Source organism: Streptococcus anginosus (assembly GCF_900636475.1).
Lineage (GTDB): Bacteria > Bacillota > Bacilli > Lactobacillales > Streptococcaceae > Streptococcus > Streptococcus anginosus.
On sequence record NZ_LR134283.1, the window covers coordinates 529,119 to 550,190 of the forward strand.

The window sequence follows — 21,072 nt, forward strand, 5'->3', positions numbered from 1 at the left end:
CTTCTGTAGTGTGAACAATGCAAGTTTCTAAATCTAATGAGAAATTTTATATTGAAACTAAATTTCCAAGTATCAGAAAAAACCATCGTAAGTAAACTTTCGATGGTTAATTTTATTTTTACAAGATTAGAGTCACGTTATTTTTTTCTAATAAAATTTCTTCGGGAAGATACGGGCTAGCCAACTCTTTCCCGTTGAGGCAGAGTCTCGTGAAGCCTGATTCTTTATGGTTAGGATTTTGGACAGTGATGTGAAGGTGTTTACCGCGGAAGTTCTTGTCCACAATGAAGCTATCCCAATTTTTTGGAATAGCAGGACTGAGTCTCAGACCTTTCAGGTCAGGACGCAATCCAAGAATTCCTTCAACACAACCAACCATAATGGTGGAAGCTGTTCCTGTTAACCAGTGAACGTGAGAGCGTCCGAAGTGAGGACTAGCTGGGCCTTCTGTGAATTGTCCATAGCAGTATGGCTCTAGTTGTCGAATGTCAGCTTGATCATTTTGTGCAGCAGGAGCATTTTCTATAAAATAAGTGAAGGCTCGTTCTCCTTGACCACGAAGTGCTTCGGCTAAAATCAACCAACCTTGAGATTGGGAGAAGATACCAGCGTTTTCTTTATTCCCTTGGTTGTAGATAACGGCTAGTGCTCCCTCAAAGGCATGGCCATGGTAAGGAGGATCCATGAGTACGGCACCATAAGATGTATTCAAACGATTATAAATATTGTCCATGACAAGATCAGTTTGTTCTTTGCTTGCTAAACCACTTATAACAGCCCAGCTTTGAGGGTTAAGCCAGAAATTAGCCTCTGGTGCTTGGCTTTCTCCGATGAGTTCCCCCTTTTCAGTGAAACCACGAATAAAACGATCATTATCCCAACAGAAGTCTTGGATTTTTTGTTCCATATCAGCTTTGATCTTTTCAAGGAAGGAAAGATAATCATCGTCTTGTTTATAACTAGCGAAATCTTTGAGAATCTTCAAGGCATAGTAGAATTGCAGAGCAACAAAGGAAGATTCGCCTTGAGCACCTAAACGTAGGCAATCATTCCAGTCAGCATAAAGTCCGGCGGGCATGCCATGTGGTCCTAAATGATCTAGGGAAAATTTGATAGCGGTCTGCAAGTGTTGGTAAACAGTAGCTTCTCCATTGTTGGCATATGGGATGACTTCATCAAGGAAGGCAATATTTCCCGTCTCTGCTATATATTTATAGATAGTTGGGAAGAGCCAGAGAGCATCATCAGCACGGTAAGCTGGGTGACCTGTTTCTTTAACATAAGAAGAATCATCAGGTGTATTTTCATGGCCGGGCTTATGAGTAAATTTAACTAGTGGCAATCCACCGCCATTATCTACTTGGGCAGATAGCATGAAGCGGATCTTCTCGACAGCCATTTCGGGTTTGAGGTGGATAATTCCTTGGATATCTTGTACTGTATCTCGATATCCGTAACCATTTCGTAAGCCACAGTAGATGAGTGAAGCTGCACGTGACCAGATAAAGGTCATATAGCAGTTGTAAGCATTCCATGTATTAATCATAGTATTAAATTCAGGACTCGGTGTTTGAACCTGTAGGTTTATGAGGCGTTCTTCCCACTCAGAGCGTAGATCATTGACTTCTGCTTTGACTATTTCTTTAGGTTTATCATAATTTTTTAGAATGGCTTGCGCTTCTGGAGATGATTTTTCACCAAGAATAAAGACAAGAGTTTTGCTTTCGTTTGGGGCAAGCGTAACTTTACTGGCTAAAGCTCCACAGGCATTTTCATTGTAACTTGTCAGATTGCCTAAATCCCCTGTGCTGATACCAGTAGGTTTATCATAACCGTTATAGCGACCAAGAAAAGTTTTTTTGTCACCGCAGAAGGAAGCGACAGGATTTCCTGCTAAGCCAAAGAAACGTTCGGTTACATTTTTTTCATCAACCTGTTCATCATCGTCTAGTGTGTCTAAATTACCATGAATCTGTTGGATAAGACGGTTGTCTTTAAAGAGAGTGCGTGTGATGAAGAGTGAATATTGTAAATTGACTTGGTCTTGTTCATAGTTACCGTGATTAGTAAATTCAGCATAGCCTGTCAGAGTTAGGTTGCGGGTATCATTAGAGCGATTAGTCACTTCTAAAGCCCAAACTTCGTAACTTTGACCTTTTGGAACATAATAAGTTACTTCTGAATGAATGCTGTCATAATCGGCCATCATTTTAGTATAGCCCATACCGTGGTGACATTCACTGTGGTAATCCGTTAAATCTTTACCAACAGGTTGCCAAGAGGCTGACCAAAATTCCTTGCTGTCATCATCTCTCAAATAGATGTAGCGACCAGGCTGATCAAAATTGTTAAAAACATAACGAAGGATACGTCCGTTGGCACCAGACTTGGCAAAACTGTAACCGCCAGCATTGTTAGAAATAATAGCACCATATTCTGGTGAGCCGAGATAGTTGACCCAAGGTAAGGGGGTATTAGGCTTATCAATCACATATTCTCGATTGACATCATCGAAATAACCATATTTCATGAAAATCTCCTTTAAATTGTTAGATATTTATTTTACGTGTATTGAGTTATTATCTTAATTTAGTGTAATAGTGATATTGTGCATGTTCTCATTATTGAGTAGTTCTAGTTGTTTTTTGGTTAAGAATACAAAAGCAGCATCTGTGATATTTAAAGGTTGATTGTCACAGTTAGCTGATGCTACAACATAATCACCGAAATCCTTATAGTGAGGATTGTTATAGGTGATATGGAAATTTTTACCTGCAAAGGGAACTACAATAGAAGTTTGGCCATTATTATCAAACTGCTCTGCCAGAAGTTTAGGATAAAGCACAAGATCTCCTGATTTTCCTTGAACTCCAAAGACTTCAGTAACCATTGTCAGCATGAACCAACTAGCAGCTCCTGTTAGATAGTGGTAAACGCCTCGACCGTCAGTTCGGAAATATTCGGGTATACCTGGATAGATGCAGCTAGTTTCAAAATTCAAAGATGTATCAGCTAGCGCTTTGAGAGCTTTCCAGCCCTTTGTAGCAAAGCCACGACGATAGAGAGCATAAGCATACATGACAGTCATATGAGAGAAGACCGCACCGTTTTCTTTTTCGCCATAGGCAAAACCAAACATACGACCAAGATCAGTTTTAACTTCTTGAAAGTCGGTATTTAAGCGATAACCGCCAATTTCTGGGCGGTAAAGGTAATGGTCGGCGCTGGAGATAATCTTATGGATTTGATCATCGGTTGCTACATGATTCATAATTGGGAAAACTTGTCCTGTTAGCATCATGTGGCTCTTGTCCTTATAGTAACCATCGGTAGCTCTGCCATTATTATCGTAGTAACTGTTATACCAGCCTTCTGTTTCATTGAGATCTATCCATTCTTTTTGTTGTAAATGTTGACGCAACCAAGTAGCTTTTTGAATAAGATTAAGAGCAATTTCTGACAAGCTCATTTGAACTTTGAATCCATTGACCTTATGTTGACACTGCTTAACATAAGCATCTAAGATTTGATGTTTGCGAGCAACTTTTTCATAAATATCGGTGTCATTTTTCAGCAGAAGACCGATTTCTTCTAAAATCTCAACAGATTTAGTTTGTGTTTTACTTTCGAGCAAGCGAATGAGTGCTGCTAATTCCATGAGATTCCCAGCATAAGCTGCGGTAAAGGCGACACTTTCACCGTTTTCGTCTGCCATATCAAGAGCATCATTCCAGTCGGCACCTCGGAGACGGTAAATATTGTGTTGACCTACTTCATAAAATCCAGTTAAATGTTGGATGAGCAAATGTTCTAAGATACTGCCTGTGTAAATATCATTATCAGTAGATCGTTGTTTATTGCCGTAATCTTCGCTCCAAAGGTTATCAATAGCTGTCCCTCGCTTGACATGAGCGTCCTTAAAATAAGAGACTTCTTTCATAAGAATATCAATGTCGCCTGTCTGGTCAATATAGAGTTTGGTTGTTATCAATGGCCAGAGAGCATGGTCCATCCAAACACGGCTAATACCATTACGGTCAGCAAGGAATTCTCCCTCACCTTGACCGATGATAGTAGCGTTCGTTCCATCAAGACGGACACCTTTGTAATTATTAATAATCATATTTCTAACTTCAGTAGGTTCCATGAGAAGTAGAGAGAGGCAATCTTGCCATAAGTCACGCCATCCGCGGCCCCCACGTCCATAATCGTGGTGAGGCAAGAAGGAACAACCAAAAATACGTCGTAAAAATGGTTGAAAGCATACCCATTTCATAAAATTATCGAACTCAGCTTCTTTGGTGTGGAAGTCAACTCCGACCTTATTTAGCCAATAGGATTTAGTGACTGTCAGACTTTGTTGAACTGTTTTTAGGTTACGATATTTTTCAGAAATAGTATCAATATTTTTTTCGTCGTTTTCAATTCCCATAAGAATGATGAAACTCTTGCTTTGACCAGCTTCTAAAGTAAAAGGGGCAAAACGAAAGGCTCCCATGGCTTCTCGACCATTAATTTTAGCATGAGCAGATATGCCTTTTTCATTGTTGAAAATTGCAGCTGGCTGGATGAAACTTCCACTTTTGCCAATAAAAGATTCAACAGTTGGATAGAAGGCTTGAGGTACTTGTCCAGATTCATCAAAACCAAGGACATAATAGATCTGATGATTGACGCGATGACCGCGTTCATCAAAAGACATAGTTGGGCAAACCAGAACACCGGATTTAGTTGTCTTGATACGGTGTAGCATAGAGGTGACATTACGGTGATCTCTAATGTTGTCTGCACTACGTCCAAAAATTGGAATAGCTGCATAGGCAGTAAGCGTTTGAGTATCATCAGAAGTGTTTGTGATGTCTACTTGCATGATTTCAACATTTTCATTATGAGGAATGAAAGACGTTACCTTTGCTTTTAAAGATAGATTTTTGAGATGACGCTCTAGTTTCTGCCACATAAATCCAGCTGTTAGCTGGCTTTCCTCTTGATCAATGCTAAATTTTTGTGCTTCTTGCTTAGCAGAATTTCCTGTTACTGAAGCGACTTCTCCATTCTGATTTTTAATCCAAAAATTTCGAGTGGAGCGGTTGTTATGTAGATTATCAATACTGATTGGCTCTAATAAGAAGGTTTCTTGATCAATTTTAGCATCGCCTCCCAGATTAGGACTAATTGCACTTTTTAATCCAACTTCTGAAGCAAGTGGGAAGTACAAGGAATTGATATTTTCAGGTTGATGAATGGTAAATTCTCCAGTATCATTAATAAATTTCAATTGCTTCATGATTTCTCCTTTTCAATGATGTTTTTATACTTTTTATTTTAGAGAAAAGGTTTTCAATAAAAAATAAAAAAGGAGAGAAAAATATCATAAATATGACATGAAATTAATTATTCAATGAACTGCCAAATTTTTAGAGATAGAAACTAACTGAGATTAATGACAATCAGGCGCTTTGCATCGCTGATGATATAGAAAAAATTCCCCATTTATTAGAATATTTTTTAAAAAATATTTCCATTAAATACCTTTTTTTATTTAAGAATAGAGAAATAAAAAAAGTAAAATGAGGACAGAAATTTGATATTTTTTGAAAAAATATAATATAATGACTTCGATTTTCAGAGTATAATGCAAGTACAAAATACATGAGGGAAAGCCTCAGACAAATAAAGGAGAACTTTTTATGAACAAAAAAGTAAGCGCTTTTATCGCGATTGCTCTTGCGGCTGGAACAATGGTTGGTTGTTCTGCAAAATCCAATTCTTCAACATCTGGAAAAGAAGGGAAAATTATTAATATCTATTCTTGGAACGATGAATTCCGTCAACGTGTAGAAGCAGTTTATCCAGAAGTTAAAGAAACTTCAAAAGATGGTACCATCACAAAACTTAAAGATGGTACGGAGATTCATTGGATTATTAATCCTAATCAAGACGGTGTCTATCAACAAAAGCTAGATGAAGCTTTATTGAAACAAAAATCAGCATCTGCTGATGATAAAATTGACCTTTTCTTATCTGAAACAGACTATGTTAATAAGTATTCTTCTAAAAAAGCGAACGCTGCTATGCCATTGAAAGATTTGGGCATCGATCCTAAGAAAGACTTAGCTGACCAATACAATTTTACAAAAGTTACTGCTTCTGACGAAGATGGTGTTCAACGTGGCTCAACATGGCAAACTTGTCCAGGTGTCCTTGTTTACCGTCGTGATATTGCTAAGGCTGTTTTTGGAACAGATGATCCAAAAATTATTGGCGAAAAGGTTAAAGATTGGGCTACTATGAAAGCCACGTCTAAAGAATTGCAAGATAAAGGTTATTTGACTTTTGCTTCTTATGCAGATACTTTCCGTCTATATGGTAATAATATTAAGAAACCTTGGGTTAAAGCTGGTGAAACAACTATCAATGTTGGACCAGAAGTGATGAATTGGGTGAAAGATTCTAAAGAATGGCTTGACGCTGGATACTTCAATAAAACTGTTAAAGGACAATGGACAGACGATTGGAACAAAGCTATGAGTTCTAAATCAAATGTTTTTGCTTTCTTATTCCCTGCTTGGGGTATTGACTTTACCTTGAAACCAAACTGGGACGGTGCTAAAGGTACATGGGCTGTGACGAATCCACCCCAAGAATATAATTGGGGCGGATCTTACATCCATGGTGCAGAAGGAACTGATAATCCAAAACACGTCAAAGATATTATTTTAGCTTTAACGGGTAATAAAGAAAACCTTCTGAAGATTTCTAAAGACTATTCAGACTTTACTAACACCAAGAGCGGTATGGAAGAAGCGGCAAAAGATGACAAATTTGCTTCAGATTTTCTTGGCGGACAAAATCCTTTTAAATACTTCGCACCAGTTGCTGAAAAGATTAAAATGGCACCATTATCAGCTTATGATCAAGGTTGCGTCGAAGTTTTCCAAAATTCATTCAATGACTATCTTCAAGGAAAAGTAAGCTTTGATAAAGCCAAATCAAATTTTGAAACAGCCATTAAAGAACGTTATCCAGAAATTACAGATATTAAATGGCCAAAATAGAAAATACTATCCGCAGTGTTGATAGACATCACGGATAGGCAAAGGAGTAAGAAAGATGAGACAAAAACGCAAACACATCAATTATGGAAAATGGGGATATATTTTCATACTCCCCTTCTTCCTGAGTTTCTTTATTTTCTCTTTTGTTCCGCTAATTGACACGGTGCGTTATAGCTTTTATGAATATTACCAATCAGGAATTAGAGAAATTGGGCCGACTTTTGTAGGATTGGGAAATTATATCAACTTACTTAAATCAGATATGTTGAGATATGCAGGGAATACTATGATTTTGTGGCTGATTGGTTTTATTCCGCAAATCGTTATCGCTTTGCTTTTAGCCAATTGGTTTGTAGATGCACGCTTGAAAATTCGTGGTAAACAATTTTTCAAGGTGGTCATTTATCTTCCAAACCTAATTATGGCGTCAGCATTTGCTATGCTTTTCTTTACACTTTTCTCAACTAACGGACCTATCAATTCTATTTTGGAAACTCTTGGATGGATTAAAGAACCAATTGACTTTATGGGCACAGCTTTTGGAACACGTTCATTGATTGGCGTTATGAACTTCTTGATGTGGTTCGGTAATACAACTATCATGCTTATGGCAGCCATTATGGGAATAAATCCAGATATTTTTGAAGCTGCTGAAATTGATGGTTGTAACAGTCGTCAGCGTTTCTTTTATATCACTCTTCCTATGATTCGACCAATTCTTGCCTATACGTTAATTACGTCTATTATAGGTGGGCTTCAAATGTTTGATGTACCGCAAATTTTGACCAATGGTCAAGGGGCACCAGACCGTACGTCTACGACACTCATTATGTTTTTGAATAATCATTTAAAGAGTAAAAACTATGGTATGGCGGGTGCATTGTCAGTTTACCTATTTGTTGTGAGTGCTATTCTTTGTTGGTTTGTCTACAAGATGACTAATAATGAGCTAAAAATGACAAAACATAAAATGAAACAAAAGGCTAGAAAGGCATAGTGAGGTGATTACGATGTCAACAAAAATACAAAATCGACTACGCATCATTGTGGCACACTTCGTATTGATAACTTTATCTTTTATGTGCCTCTTCTTTTTCTACATTTTAATAATCAATGCAACTCATTCACATGCCGAGTTACAAAAAGGCTTTTCAGCTTTACCGGGAAGTTCTTTATTTAGTAATCTTTCAAAAGTTGCTAACGATGGCAGTTTCCCAATGCTTCGAGGCATTCTCAATAGTTTAATTATTTCTGGTTGTACAGCAGCTATCTGTACTTACTTTTCAGCACTAACTGCTTACGGACTTTATGTCTATGATTTCAAATTAAAGAAAATTGCCTTTACCTTTATTTTGGCAATCCTAGTTATGCCAACTCAAGTTACATCAATGGGTTTCCTTCGTCTGATTACTAATATGGGAATGTATGACAGTTTGTTACCTTTAATTATTCCAAGTATTGCATCGCCAGCTGTTTTCTATTTCATGTACAGTTACTTGCAAGCTTCTCTACCGGTTTCTTTAGTAGAAGCTGCAAGGATCGATGGTTCTAGCGAATTTCGCACCTTTAATACGATCGTTCTTCCCATCATGAAACCAGCTATTGCTGTTCAGGCCATTTTTACTTTTGTTGGTTCGTGGAATAACTATTTCATTCCAGCTTTGGTTATCCAATCAAAATCCAAGATGACAGTACCAATTCTTATTGCAACTTTACGTGGTGCTGACTATATGAACTTTGACATGGGCAAAATTTATACAATGATTTTAGTAGCCATTGTTCCAATCATTATTGTTTATCTCTTTCTTTCAAAATATATCATTGCCGGCGTTACTCTTGGTGGTGTCAAAGAGTAATGGTACTTTTGTAATATTTGTTTAATTGACTTTAATATTATCACTTAATTAAATATGAGGATTTTTTATGACTAAGAAAACAGTTTTAAAATATATGTGTTACGCAGCGGTTGTATGTAGTTTTCAAGCAGGTTTAGTAGTGGCTTCCGCAGATGGGAGAGCAACAGAAACTACTCAGTCAGATATCAATGTAACGACATCTACAGATTCTACATTCAATTCAAAGCAATTAGTGACTTCTGAAACTACAAGCGAGGAAACCTCAACTAGTAAAGATGCTTCTCCTACTAATTCGGAATCAAAAGATTCTCAAACTAACGACATACCTGATTCAGAAACAGACACTAACCACGTTAAAGCTACAGATGCTGTTGGTGTAGCAGTACAAAGTGATGCCACGGAACCTACTGAAAAACCTCAGTCAGAAGTAGCTGCCAAAAAGGTTCTACCTATTCAGTATCATACAGATTTTGATATTTATGACGATACGACAATGGAACGATCAGATTGGTCAAATGGGAATCCATTTAACTGTCGTTGGGTGCCAGAAAATACTCGTGTTAAAGATGGAAAATTGACTTTAACGCTAAATGAGAATGGTAAGGGAGAATATAATTCAGGAGAATGGCGTACACGGCAGTTTTTTGGTTTTGGAAAATTTGAAGTACGCATGAAAGCCATTAAAAATCCTGGTGTAGTTAGCTCTTTCTTTACCTATACTGGTCCAAGTGACGATAATCCATGGGATGAAATTGATATTGAATTTTTAGGAAAAGATACAACGAAAGTACAGTTCAACTATTATACTAACGGTCAAGGCAATCACGAATACATGCATGATTTGGGATTCGATGCGTCTGAGGATTTTCATACCTACGGTTTTGAATGGCAGGAAAATAAAATCATTTGGTATGTTGATGGTAAGGCGGTTTATACAGCAACTGATAATATTCCGACAACACCAGGGAAAATCATGATGAATGCTTGGCCGGGTATTGGGGTAGATGACTGGTTACAGCCTTTCGATGGTAAGACCCCATTGGTAGCAACTTATGATTGGGTTTTTTACAAAAAAACTACAGCTAAAGAAGAGGATACTCCTAAAATAGAGGATGATGTTAAAATACCTAATGATAATGATGATGATCAAACATCAGTTGAACCAGAGAAAAATGAAACAGTTCCTATGCAAACAGACAAATCAGAACAAAGAAAAAATACGAATGATATTCAACAAGTGGCCACTAAAAAAGCTATTAATGTAGATCAAGCTGCACAACAAACAGAAGAGAGGAGCATAGTTGGTAAGCTTCCTAAGACAGGTACAAAAGACAGTGCCTTAATTAGCTTAATTGGACTTGTCCTTATTATTTTAAGCAATATGGTATTGCTTTTTCGGAAAAATTATCATTAAAATATTTGAATAAAAATGTGAACTTCTTCAATTTATTTATTGAAGTAGCTCTTTATTAAAAAATAGTGAAGAAAGCATGAAGTCATTAACAATGAAAAATAAACTAACTCATTATGAAACAAAATTTGAACAATATGAAGCTAGTCATATGGAACTACGAAACGGAGCAAATGGAGACATGTTTAATTGTATCTGGAAGCCAGAAAATGTGATTTTTAAAGATGGACTTATGTCTCTAAAGATTGATAGTGATGGCCAAGGCGGTTATACTGGAGGGGAATGGCGTACTAGAGATTATTTCAGCTATGGTTTTTATCAAGTCTCAATGAAACCGATTAAAAATCCAGGTGTTATTACGTCTTTCTTTACTTACACAGGTCCAAGTGACGAAACAAAATGGGATGAAATTGACATTGAATTTTTGGGTAAAGATACTACAAAAGTTCAGTTTAACTATTTTACAGATGGCAAAGGAGGACATGAATATCTATTTGATCTTGGGTATGATGCTTCTGAGAATTTTCATACTTATGGGTTTGATTGGCAAGAAGCTAACATTACTTGGTATGTAGATGGCAAAGCTGTTTACACAGTAACTGAAAATATTCCAGAAACTCCTGGAAAAATTATGATGAATGCTTGGCCGGGTATTGGCGTAGACACTTGGTTAGATGCCTATAATGGGCAAACGCCGCTTTGTGGTTATTATAATTGGATTACTTACGATGAAGCAAAAGAGATTAAGTAAGTTTCAAAATCTCCAAATTTGGAGATTTTTTCTTATTTATAATAAGGAAACAACAGATGTGGTATAATAAAGTTAAATATCACTTTTTTAGAAATAGCATTTTGAACTCTAATTTGTTGCAAAATAGCTAAGTGTTAACCTATATTTTATAGTTGGAGGATTTATGAATTACAAAGATGAATGGAAGTTATTTGCTGCAAGCGATAATGCTGATGAAATAGAGCATCGCCCATTAACCGAAGAGTTTCTCTTTTATCAAGCTGTTGCTAATGGAGATATTGAAACCGTTCGTAAAAATTGTGAACAAGAAAGGTTTACACAAAAAGAAGGTGTTGGGAAATTATCGCGAAACCCTGTAACTAACTTAAAATATCATTTCGTTATCACAACCGCTCTAGTTACACGGATGTGTGGACAAAATGGTATGGAACTTGAGCAAGCCTTTCGCCTTAGTGATTTTTATATTCAAAAATTGGATGATCTCCATACAGTTCAAGAAGTCCAAAATTTGCATGATGAAATGGTTATTGATTATACCGAAAAAATGCGTCGTAGTATTCAAAAAGATATAACTTCTAAGCACATTGCTGCTTGTAAAGATTATATTTACTGTCATATTAAAGAACGGATTACTGTCGAACAATTGGCCTTAGAATACGGTGTTTCATCAAGTTACTTATCACGCTTGTTTAAGAAAGAAGTTGGTATTTCAGTGAGTTCCTATGTCAGAAATAAAAAAATGGAAGTAGCTAAAGATTTATTGAAATTTAGCGACTATTCTATGATTGAAATTGCAAACCACCTGTCATTTTCATCACAAAGTCACTTTATCCAACAATTTAAGGAAACAGTAGGTATTACACCTAAAAAATATCGTGATACGCATCATACACTCAAATGGGATAAAAATGTCATATCTGAAGAGACTTAGGAGTGAGGTACTCCTTTTTTTATATTTTATCTAATATGCAAGCATACATCTAAACACTTCATGATAGAGCTAAGCAACATGTTAAATATTTTTAAAGATTATTTTTTATGATATTTTTATTGCATTTGCAATAAAAATAGTTTATAATAATTGTCAAAGGAGACAATATGATGATTTTGCGAGAGATTGGTATTATCGCTCGAGCGTTGGATTCAATGGCGAATATTGAATTTCGCCATGTTGATTTGGCCAAAGGGCAGTACCTTTATTTGGTTCGTATCGTAGAAAGTCCCGGTATTATTCAAGAAGAGCTTTCTGATTTGCTGAAAGTTGATCGGTCAACTGTTGCTCGCTCCGTCAAAAAATTAGAGAGTAAAGGTTTGATTGAAAGAAGAAGTGCAGCTGGAAATTTAAAAAATAAAGAGCTTTTTGCGACAGACACAGGAAAAAAACTTTATCCGTTTATCTTAGCAGAGCACACTTATTCTGAGCAGCAGGCTTTGACAGGATTTTCCAAAGAAGACGCTCAATTGTTAGAAGACATGTTAGAAAAGGTGCGACAGAATATTACTGATGATTGGGAATTGGTTAAAAAAGGACAAAAAAGAAATTATTGAGAGGTGTAAAATGAAAGTCACAGTTGAAAATGAATTTTGGGAATTATTCCCTCAAGCGCAAATTAGCATTATGGTTGTTAAAGGTTTGGATAATAGCGTTGACGAAAGCAAAGACCCTTATTTTAAATCTTTGTTAGATAAGGGAAGCAAGCGTGCAGAAGATTTTATCGTAGATGAAATCTTTACGCAAAATGACGTGATTCAAGAATGGCGTGGTGCTTTTAGTAAGTTTAAAACTAAAAAAGGTGCGCGTTCTTCTATTGAAGCTCTTTTAAAAAGGGTAAGTCAAGGTCGTGAGTTCAATCCAATCAATCCATTGGTGGATATTTATAACAGTGTGTCACTTTCCTATGCTGTTCCTTGTGGTGGTGAAGATATTGCTAAGATTCAAGGAGGCTTGCATCTTGGAAAAGCGCAAGGAGGCGAACCTTTCTTTCCACTTGGTGCAGAGACAGACGCACCAGCTCTTCCAGAGGAAATTATTTATTATGATGATGAAGGAGCTGTTTGTCGTTGTTTTAACTGGAGGGAAGCGCAACGGACAATGCTGACTGAAGGCACAACGGATGCAGTATTAGTCATCGAAGCAATCAATGAAGACCACGCTAAACGCGCGCAAGCAGCTATGCAGGAATTGCAAAGTTTAGTTGAAGATTATTTTGGAGTCAAAGGAGAAATCACTCATCTAACAATTGATAATCCAAGTGTAGACATTTAAGAAAAAAAGAGCCTTCAAGCTCTTTGAGATTGCAGACAAACCACCATTTTGGGCAGGTTTGTTTTTTTATTTCTTTGATTTATTTTTAAATACAAAGACTTTACTAAAAACATAATTGAGCACAATAATAACGATTTGAGCAAATAAAGTTTCAATAGTATTAACTGCTTTGATGTCATTGTGGACAAATTGACCAATAATGTTAGGAAATGTTGTGACAAAAATGAGTGTGAGTCCCATGTCCAGCAGAAAAGTAGAGAGTCGCGCAAGAGCAAACTTGACAAAACGAGCGCCCCAGCCCGTTCTTTCTTGTTTAAAAACGATCGTATCATTTGTCGCAAAAGCAAAAAGAATACCAGCGATATTTCCTAAAGCTGTAGCAAGTAATTCATTACTCGTCAAAGCATAACAAAGCATACGTGTAAGAACTGCAACAACAGTTGTAGCAACACCAAAAAATAAATAGGATAAGATTTCGTTATTGAAAAAGCGTTTTATATAATTTTTCATAGATTTAGTCTATCATATTTGCAAAAAATGTGCTATACTTGAAAAGCTGTATTCGTTTTGTCAATACAGCCCTTGGCGCTTAGTTCCCTTTCGTCAAGCATATTACACGCGGTTTAGCCGCTAAAGGAGAAAATATGGAAAAAATTACTGTTCGTGATATGGCTCAGATTGCTCTCGTTGCTGCGATTTACGTTGCTCTGACAATGACACCGCCCCTGAATGCTATTAGCTACGGTGCCTACCAATTTCGGATTTCTGAAATGATGAACTTTATGGCTTTTTATAAACCAAAGTACATCATCGGAGTCACGTTGGGGTGTATGATTGCAAATTTATTTAGTTTTGGAATCATCGATGTCTTTGTCGGTGGTGGTTCAACCTTGGTCTTTTTGAGCTTAGGTGTGTATTTCTTTAGAAAATACATGAATGAATACTTGTTTAATGGACTAATCAATAAAGCTTTCTTTTATTTTGCGATTTTCTTTTCACTTTCTATGGTGACCATTGCAGCTGAATTATACATTGTTGCTAAAGCACCGTTTTTCTTGACCTGGTTTACGACAGCAGTAGGAGAGTTTGCTTCACTCATCATTGGTGGAATTTTAATGGACAAGCTAAATAAGCGGATTGATTTAGGAAAATAATTTTCGTTAATATTAGATTCAATAAAAAATATGCCCAAAAATTCTTCGGCATATTTTTGTTTATTTAGAAATTAAAAAATATAAGACCATATCGTTTTATGATTTTTGTAAAAACAATGAATTTTCTAGCTAAGTTTATTTTGCACCTAATAATTGTTCTTTACAATGGACGAGTTCAGTTATAAGGGCACAGTATGGCGTGTCTACACCATATTGTTGTCCCTTTCGTGCAATAGCTCCGTTGATATAATCGATTTCTGTTAAACGATTGTGCTCGTTCAAATCTTGATACATTGACGGATAATGCAAGCCAATTGTATCACGATTATAACAATTCTTTTCAATGTAGTCCACGGTTTCTGTGACATTCAAGTCTACATTTTCGTGTTTTGCAACTTCTGCAAACTCGCTAACAATTTTCACAACAATATTATGTGCAGGAGTAGTGTCTCCAAAGTCTGCCATATTAGCAAGCAAAAGGGTACACAAACTATTCATCGTTCCGTTGACACAAGCTTTTTTATAAATGGCGTATAAGATGTTTTCTGTGTATTGCGCATTTAATCCGGCAGAATTCAAGGTTTCAATGACTTTATAAGCTGCTTGTTCGGCTTTTGGATCTGCGACTAAATTCTTCAAAGCGATTGAGCCGTTTCCGAATAATTTTGCACGTCCAGGTTCTTCCATACCAGCAGTCCACATGGTATTTCCAATCATAATTTGATTTCTTGGGACGTATTTTTCAATGACTTCTTCGTGACCAATCCCATTCAATAGGCAGAGAACAGCTGTATTGTCTCGTATTAAAGGCTGAATATCTGCTAACATTGCTTCTAGCTGCATGGCTTTTGTAAACAGAATAATTAAGTCATTAGATAAGGTTGGATCTACTTCACTTTGAAAGTAGATTGGTAATTTAGCAACAACTTCTTCGCCATTTAAGTTCGCTTGTAAGCCATTTTTTTGGATAGCTATGACATGCTCTTCCCAACCATCTATTAAAGTCACTTTATGTCCTGCTTGATGCAACATCAAAGCAAAGCGACTACCCATGGCACCGACACCTGCAATTGTAATATTCATACTAACAATTCTCCTAGCTTTTTTATTTATAGTATATTTTACTTCTTTTATGTATTTTAATCAATTAAATTTTTAAAATTTATAATATTTGCTACAGTAACGATTATTTTTCTGTTATTTTACATTTTTGTCTAATTTTTTGTAAAGAATATAGGTAAGAATGCTGTAGAAACGCATGAATTATGATAAAATAGAAATATGAAAGACAGAATGTTAGAACTGGTGAAGTTGCTCAATCAGTATGCTCATGAATATTATACGACTGATAATCCAAGCGTATCGGACAGTGAATATGATAAGCTGTATCATGAATTATTAGATTTAGAAAAGCAGTATCCAGAGTTCGTTCAGCCTGATAGCCCAACTCATCGTGTGGGAGGTAAGGTTTTAGAAGGTTTTGAAAAATACCAACACCAGTATCCGCTCTATAGTTTGCAGGATGCTTTTTCACGTGAAGAGTTAGATGTATTTGATGCACGGATTCGGAAAGATTTTCCAGATGTTAGCTATCTATGTGAACTAAAAATTGACGGTCTCTCCATTTCTCTTATGTATGAAAATGGGATTTTGGTTGCAGGAGCCACTCGCGGAGACGGTTCTGTTGGGGAAAATATCACAGAAAATCTGAAAAGAGTGAAAGATATTCCTTTAAAGTTGCCAAGCGAAGTTGATATGACTGTCCGTGGTGAATGTTATATGCCACGTAGCTCTTTTGACGCGGTGAATCAGCTACGCCAGGAAAACGGAGAACCAGAATTTGCTAATCCGAGAAATGCAGCGGCAGGAACATTGCGTCAGTTGGATACGGCGATTGTTGCCAAGCGAAATCTTGCAACCTTTCTCTATCAAGAAGCCAGTCCAACAAGTGCGACGAGCCAAGAAGCTGTTTTAAATCAGTTATCTAAAAATGGATTCAGCGTGAATGAGCGGCATATTTTGGCACATTCGATGGATGAAGTGTGGCAGTTTATTGGACAAATCGCTCAAGAACGCGACCAGTTACCGTATGATATTGACGGTGTTGTAATCAAGGTAAATGATTTGGCGGTACAAGAAGAGCTTGGTTTTACCGTAAAAGCACCTAAATGGGCGATTGCTTACAAATTTCCAGCCGAGGAAAAAGAAGCGCAGCTTTTATCAGTTGACTGGACGGTTGGGCGGACTGGAGTTGTTACGCCGACCGCCAACTTGATGCCTGTGCAATTAGCAGGGACAACGGTCAGCCGAGCCACTTTGCACAATGTAGATTACATTGCTGAAAAAGATATTCGCAAAGACGATACAGTTATCGTTTATAAGGCGGGCGACATTATTCCGGCTGTTTTGCGAGTGGTTGAAAGCAAGCGCCAATCAAAAGAGAAATTGGAGATTCCAAAGAATTGTCCAAGTTGCAACAGCGAGTTGATTCACTTTGAAGATGAGGTTGCTTTGCGCTGTATCAATCCACGTTGTCCTGCACAAATCAAAGAAGGCTTGATTCATTTTGCTAGTCGCGATGCCATGAATATCACTGGTCTTGGTCCTGCTGTTGTAGAAAAGTTATTTGATCAGCAGTTGGTAAATGATGTGGCTGGCATTTATCGCTTGACTGTCGAAGATTTGCTGCAATTGGAAAATTTTAAGGAAAAATCAGCTAATAAGTTGTATACTGCTATTCAGGCTTCCAAGGAAAATTCTGCTGAGAAATTATTATTTGGCTTGGGCATTCGCCATGTTGGAAGTAAAGCCAGTCAGATTTTGTTGGAGCATTTTCATGATTTGGAGCAATTAGCAAAAGCAAAAAGAGAAGAAATTGCTGCGCTGGATAGTCTAGGAATGGTGATTGCTGAGAGTCTTTCCAGCTATTTCGCACAAGAAGGAACTCATATTTTATTGTCGGAATTAAAAGAAGCGGGGTTAAATTTCACCTACCTTGGCGAAAAAGTGGCAGCAGATGCAGCGCTTTCTGGATTGACCGTTGTTTTAACAGGAAAATTGGAACGTCTCAATCGTTCAGAGGCGAAAAAGAAATTAGAAAGTTTAGGTGCAAAGGTGACGAGCTCGGTCTCTAAGAAAACAAGTCTAGTCGTTGCCGGAGCAGATGCAGGAAGTAAATTAACAAAAGCTCAAGAGTTAGGAATTGACATTCGTGATGAAATTTGGCTTGAGAGTTTATAGAGGTTTGTATGGAAACAGCTAGAAAAAGAGCACGATTGATTTATAATCCGACCTCTGGTCAGGAAATTATTAAAAAAAATATCGCAGAAGTTTTAGACGTTTTAGAAGATGTAGGCTATGAAACAAGTGCTTATCAGACGACGCCAGCTCCTTTATCAGCTCAAAATGAAGCAGAGAGAGCAGCCAAAGTGGGATTTGATTTAATTGTTGCAGCTGGTGGCGATGGGACAATCAATGAAGTGGTCAATGGGGTAGCACCGTTGGAAAATCGTCCAAAGTTGGCGTTTATTCCAACTGGTACGACCAATGATTATGCACGCGCCCTCAAGATTCCAATGGGGGATCCAGTGGCAGCAGCTCGTATCATTGAAAAAAATCAAACCATAAAAATGGATATTGGTCAGGCTTATGGGAAAAAATATTTTATTAACATTGCTGCAGCGGGAACTTTGACAGAATTGACCTATAGTGTTCCAAGTGAAGTCAAGTCACGTCTAGGCTACCTTGCCTATGTCGCAAAAGGAGCAGAAATGCTGCCAAAATCTAAATTACGTAAAGTACATATTGAGCACGACCACGGTGTGTTTGAAGGCAAGGTCTCTTTAATCTTTGTTGCCTTGACAAATTCAATCGGCGGTTTTGAAAAATTAGCGCCAGATACAGTGCTAGATGACGGTAATTTCACCTTAATTTTGGTGAAAACTGCTCGGTTGTTTGATATGTTGGCGTTGATGATTCAAGCAATCAATGGTGGTCAACATGTGACAGATGTGAATGTAGAATATTTAAAAACAAGTAAGTTAAAGTTAGAAGTTTTAGACAAAAAAGCCCCATTCATGTTAAATCTGGATGGCGAATATGGTGGAGATACTCCTGTTGAATTGGAAGTTCTTCATAACCATTTAGAATTTTTTGCAAATATTGATGAGATTAGCGATAGTGCTTTGTCATTGGAGAATAAAGAATAATCAGGAGAATGTGATGTTAGACTATCGTGTCTTAATCCATTACCATAATCAATTAGGAAATTATGCAGCCTATAATATGTGGAAATGGCAAATGAATAAATGGGGAGAAGAGAGTACTTTTTCCCAGTATGATGATTTCGGGATTCAAGGGACCTTGTCCTATAAAAGCGAACAAGCTTTGAATAATGTCCATGTCATTGTAAAAACAACCGATTGGTCTCACCAGTCGGTTGACTATTCCATCCAGTTGTTACCGCCTCATTTAGTGACTGAGGTTTGGATTATCGAAGGAGACAGTCAAGTTTATTATTCTAGGCAGGCTGCTATGACTAGTCCGTATTATGCAAAGCAAGATCCTCATGCTTTTGATATGGCATTAGATAACAAACGTTTTGATCAACATTGGGGCTATCAAGGTTGGCTAGGTTGTCGGTATGATGGTAAAAAAGCTGAATTTAAACTTTGGGCACCGACTGCAAAAAAAGTTCAGCTAGTAGTCTACAAGAATAGCACTAACAAAGCGAAAATCTGGAAGGTCTACGACTTACAAAGAGGAAAAGATTTTTCCAAAGATCATGCTAAAAATACAATCGGAGTCTGGTCTCGGGTGATTTCGGATGACTTGGCAAATAAAGCCTATCAGTACCAGCTAGAGTTTGAACATCACAAAACAGTAACACGCGATCCGTATACGGAAGCCGTAACGGAAGATGGAAAGCGTTCTGTCATTTTATCGCCTGCGGAGCGAAATCCAAAACATTTCCAAGCGAAACAAAGGCAACAGGCAATTTGGCGTCTAGAGAATCCTTGTCAAGCTGTTATTTATGAGATGCATGTACGAGATTTGACGAAATCTAGTAGTTCTGGTGTATCTAAAAAACATCGAGGTACCTTTTTAGGCGCCTGTCAAAAAGGAACAAAAAATAGAACAGGTCAAGCGACAGGATTTGATTATATTCAGTCATTAGGTGTCAATGTCATACAATTGCAGCCCATCTCTGATCGACACAAAGAGTATGATCAAGACGGAAATGTAATGTATAATTGGGGCTATGACCCTCAAAATTACAATGCTCCTGAAACGAGTTTTTCAACAGATCCAGCAAACCCGTCTCAAGGAATGCGGGATTTAAAAACGATGATTCAAGCCTATCATGATGCGGGCATTTCCGTAGTGATAGATGTTGTATACAACCATATTTATTCGACTCATGATTCACCGTTTCAACAAGCAGTGCCTGATTATTACTATCGAATGAATCCAGACGGATCTTTCCAAAATGGAACAGGTGTGGGGAGCGAGACAGCCAGCGAGCATGAAATGTTTCGTAAATACATGATTGATTCTATCCTTTATTGGGTAAAAGAGTATAATATTGATGGTTTTCGTTTTGATTTAATGGGCATTCATGATATTGAAACGATGCGTCAAATTCGGGAAGCGTTAGATAAAATTGACCCGAGAATTCTCACATACGGTGAAGGTTGGGATATGGGGACAGGCTTGCTTCCGCTTGACAAAGCCAAAAAAGATAATGCCTTTGAATTACCTAATATCGGATTTTTCAACGATACTGAACGTGATGCTATCAAAGGCGCAGAGGTTTATGGTGGTTTGAAAGCTGGCTTTGTAAGTGGTCAAGCGACAGAATCAATTGTTGCCAAGGCAATTCTAGGAAGTAGTGAACTAGGAACCTATCTGGAGCCAAAACAAGTCGTTAATTATGTAGAAGCGCATGATAATTACAATTTGCACGATTTGTTAGCTGAACTGCACCCAGATGATGATGAATTGACTCGTACTAAGCGGATTGAATTAGCAACTGCGATGAATCTCCTCTTGCAAGGCATGAGTTTTATGGAGTTGGGACAGGAATTTTCACGTAGCAAACTAGTGGCAACTGGAGCAAATGGGAATGCCATTCAGGCAGATTATAAGCGTGCTATGAACAGTTATAACGCTCCCGATGCTGTCAATCAAGTAGACTGGGATTTATTAGCTCATCATCAAGAAAGTATCAACTATATCAAACAGATGATTCGTTTAAAAACGACAACAAAAGAATTTTCTTACCAGCATTATGATGACATTTACCAGCATGCCTTTGTACATTCGGCGCATTCCGGAAGCGGAATTGTCATTTTTGAAGTGAAAGATGATAATTATTACCTCGTTATTTTTAACGCAAGTGGTGATAGATACAATATTGAAGATATTGGAAATTTGAAACTTGTAGCTGGAAATAGTCGTCAAGTTAGCGATTCTTTTGTTGAAGATCTGACAGCTACAGTCTTTGAAGTCGTAGAATGGTAATATCAAAAGATGTCAAGATTTTTTCTTGACACCTTTTCTTTCTTGTGATAAGAT

16 protein-coding genes and 1 riboswitch are annotated in these 21,072 nt (G+C 37.3%); of the genes, 12 read left to right on the forward strand and 4 right to left on the reverse strand.

Annotated features, from left to right (window positions below; all coding sequences use genetic code 11):
* Positions 1-118: 118 nt before the first annotated feature.
* Both EL079_RS02640 and EL079_RS02645 read right to left on the reverse strand, forming a co-directional pair.
* Complete coding sequence (locus tag EL079_RS02640; RefSeq protein WP_018543500.1) at positions 119-2,530, reverse strand: GH36-type glycosyl hydrolase domain-containing protein; 2,412 nt, start codon at positions 2,528-2,530, stop codon at positions 119-121.
* 54 nt (positions 2,531-2,584) lie between these two features.
* Positions 2,585-5,287: a GH36-type glycosyl hydrolase domain-containing protein gene (locus tag EL079_RS02645; protein ID WP_003031696.1), complete on the reverse strand. Its 2,703-nt coding sequence runs from the start codon at positions 5,285-5,287 to the stop codon at positions 2,585-2,587.
* A 403-nt stretch (positions 5,288-5,690) separates the two neighbouring features.
* On the opposite strand from EL079_RS02645, the gene EL079_RS02650 reads away from it, so the two are divergent.
* The 8 genes from EL079_RS02650 (at position 5,691) to EL079_RS02685 (ending at position 13,342) form a co-directional block, all read left to right on the forward strand.
* The gene (locus EL079_RS02650) at positions 5,691-7,058 is read left to right on the forward strand and encodes an ABC transporter substrate-binding protein (RefSeq protein WP_018543499.1); all 1,368 of its coding nucleotides are present in this window, start codon (positions 5,691-5,693) and stop codon (positions 7,056-7,058) included.
* Positions 7,059-7,113: 55 nt separating this feature from the next.
* Complete coding sequence (locus EL079_RS02655; RefSeq protein WP_003030795.1) at positions 7,114-8,055, forward strand: carbohydrate ABC transporter permease; 942 nt, start codon at positions 7,114-7,116, stop codon at positions 8,053-8,055.
* Positions 8,056-8,068: 13 nt separating this feature from the next.
* On the forward strand, positions 8,069-8,914 hold the full coding sequence (locus tag EL079_RS02660) for a carbohydrate ABC transporter permease (protein ID WP_003030789.1): 846 nt from the start codon (positions 8,069-8,071) through the stop codon (positions 8,912-8,914).
* A gap of 67 nt (positions 8,915-8,981) precedes the next feature.
* Positions 8,982-10,328, forward strand: a complete 1,347-nt coding sequence (gene bglS, locus EL079_RS09920) for a beta-glucanase (RefSeq protein ID WP_003030771.1) — start codon at positions 8,982-8,984, stop codon at positions 10,326-10,328.
* Positions 10,329-10,404: 76 nt separating this feature from the next.
* Positions 10,405-11,076 (forward strand): beta-glucanase, encoded by a 672-nt coding sequence (gene bglS, locus EL079_RS02670; protein WP_223349561.1) that lies wholly within the window; start codon positions 10,405-10,407, stop codon positions 11,074-11,076.
* Between the two features lie 163 nt (positions 11,077-11,239).
* Positions 11,240-12,007 (forward strand): AraC family transcriptional regulator, encoded by a 768-nt coding sequence (locus EL079_RS02675; protein WP_003030780.1) that lies wholly within the window; start codon positions 11,240-11,242, stop codon positions 12,005-12,007.
* A gap of 167 nt (positions 12,008-12,174) precedes the next feature.
* Positions 12,175-12,624, forward strand: coding sequence for a MarR family winged helix-turn-helix transcriptional regulator (locus tag EL079_RS02680; protein ID WP_003030798.1), 450 nt, complete (start codon positions 12,175-12,177; stop codon positions 12,622-12,624).
* 10 nt (positions 12,625-12,634) lie between these two features.
* Positions 12,635-13,342 carry a B3/B4 domain-containing protein gene (locus EL079_RS02685; RefSeq protein WP_003030803.1) on the forward strand — a complete coding sequence of 236 codons (708 nt, stop codon included), beginning with the start codon at positions 12,635-12,637 and terminating at the stop codon, positions 13,340-13,342.
* 66 nt (positions 13,343-13,408) lie between these two features.
* Here EL079_RS02685 and EL079_RS02690 read toward each other — a convergent pair whose 3' ends face one another.
* Positions 13,409-13,852 carry a GtrA family protein gene (locus tag EL079_RS02690; protein ID WP_003030785.1) on the reverse strand — a complete coding sequence of 148 codons (444 nt, stop codon included), beginning with the start codon at positions 13,850-13,852 and terminating at the stop codon, positions 13,409-13,411.
* Positions 13,853-13,880: 28 nt separating this feature from the next.
* Positions 13,881-13,989: riboswitch (PreQ1 riboswitch) on the forward strand.
* Here EL079_RS02690 and EL079_RS02695 point away from each other — a divergent pair.
* Positions 13,987-14,496 carry a QueT transporter family protein gene (locus EL079_RS02695; RefSeq protein WP_018543497.1) on the forward strand — a complete coding sequence of 170 codons (510 nt, stop codon included), beginning with the start codon at positions 13,987-13,989 and terminating at the stop codon, positions 14,494-14,496. Its footprint overlaps the riboswitch before it by 3 nt.
* Before the next feature lie 135 nt (positions 14,497-14,631).
* Here the strand turns inward: EL079_RS02695 and EL079_RS02700 are convergent, their stop codons facing one another.
* Positions 14,632-15,579: a 2-dehydropantoate 2-reductase gene (locus tag EL079_RS02700; protein WP_018543496.1), complete on the reverse strand. Its 948-nt coding sequence runs from the start codon at positions 15,577-15,579 to the stop codon at positions 14,632-14,634.
* Between the two features lie 198 nt (positions 15,580-15,777).
* On the opposite strand from EL079_RS02700, the gene ligA reads away from it, so the two are divergent.
* The 3 genes from ligA to pulA are packed head-to-tail and all read left to right on the forward strand — an operon-like array spanning position 15,778 to position 21,018.
* Positions 15,778-17,736: an NAD-dependent DNA ligase LigA gene (gene ligA, locus EL079_RS02705; protein WP_003030782.1), complete on the forward strand. Its 1,959-nt coding sequence runs from the start codon at positions 15,778-15,780 to the stop codon at positions 17,734-17,736.
* Positions 17,737-17,744: 8 nt separating this feature from the next.
* Positions 17,745-18,704, forward strand: a complete 960-nt coding sequence (locus EL079_RS02710) for a diacylglycerol kinase family lipid kinase (RefSeq protein ID WP_003030800.1) — start codon at positions 17,745-17,747, stop codon at positions 18,702-18,704.
* A gap of 13 nt (positions 18,705-18,717) precedes the next feature.
* Positions 18,718-21,018, forward strand: a complete 2,301-nt coding sequence (pulA, locus tag EL079_RS02715; RefSeq protein ID WP_018543494.1) for a type I pullulanase — start codon at positions 18,718-18,720, stop codon at positions 21,016-21,018.
* Positions 21,019-21,072 lie beyond the last annotated feature (54 nt).

Excerpts from the sequence above, each read along its gene's own strand:
- bglS (WP_003030771.1), top strand. The coding sequence starts at position 8,982 with ATGACTAAGAAAACAGTTTTAAAATATATGTGTTACGCAGCGGTTGTA.
- EL079_RS02710 (WP_003030800.1), top strand. The coding sequence starts at position 17,745 with ATGGAAACAGCTAGAAAAAGAGCACGATTGATTTATAATCCGACCTCT.
- bglS (WP_223349561.1), top strand. The coding sequence starts at position 10,405 with ATGAAGTCATTAACAATGAAAAATAAACTAACTCATTATGAAACAAAA.
- EL079_RS02655 (WP_003030795.1), top strand. The coding sequence starts at position 7,114 with ATGAGACAAAAACGCAAACACATCAATTATGGAAAATGGGGATATATT.
- EL079_RS02700 (WP_018543496.1), bottom strand. The coding sequence starts at position 15,579 with ATGAATATTACAATTGCAGGTGTCGGTGCCATGGGTAGTCGCTTTGCT.
- EL079_RS02640 (WP_018543500.1), bottom strand. The coding sequence starts at position 2,530 with ATGAAATATGGTTATTTCGATGATGTCAATCGAGAATATGTGATTGAT.
- EL079_RS02685 (WP_003030803.1), top strand. The coding sequence starts at position 12,635 with ATGAAAGTCACAGTTGAAAATGAATTTTGGGAATTATTCCCTCAAGCG.
- EL079_RS02690 (WP_003030785.1), bottom strand. The coding sequence starts at position 13,852 with ATGAAAAATTATATAAAACGCTTTTTCAATAACGAAATCTTATCCTAT.
- EL079_RS02675 (WP_003030780.1), top strand. The coding sequence starts at position 11,240 with ATGAATTACAAAGATGAATGGAAGTTATTTGCTGCAAGCGATAATGCT.
- EL079_RS02645 (WP_003031696.1), bottom strand. The coding sequence starts at position 5,287 with ATGAAGCAATTGAAATTTATTAATGATACTGGAGAATTTACCATTCAT.
- pulA (WP_018543494.1), top strand. The coding sequence starts at position 18,718 with ATGTTAGACTATCGTGTCTTAATCCATTACCATAATCAATTAGGAAAT.
- EL079_RS02650 (WP_018543499.1), top strand. The coding sequence starts at position 5,691 with ATGAACAAAAAAGTAAGCGCTTTTATCGCGATTGCTCTTGCGGCTGGA.
- EL079_RS02680 (WP_003030798.1), top strand. The coding sequence starts at position 12,175 with ATGATGATTTTGCGAGAGATTGGTATTATCGCTCGAGCGTTGGATTCA.
- ligA (WP_003030782.1), top strand. The coding sequence starts at position 15,778 with ATGAAAGACAGAATGTTAGAACTGGTGAAGTTGCTCAATCAGTATGCT.
- EL079_RS02660 (WP_003030789.1), top strand. The coding sequence starts at position 8,069 with ATGTCAACAAAAATACAAAATCGACTACGCATCATTGTGGCACACTTC.
- EL079_RS02695 (WP_018543497.1), top strand. The coding sequence starts at position 13,987 with ATGGAAAAAATTACTGTTCGTGATATGGCTCAGATTGCTCTCGTTGCT.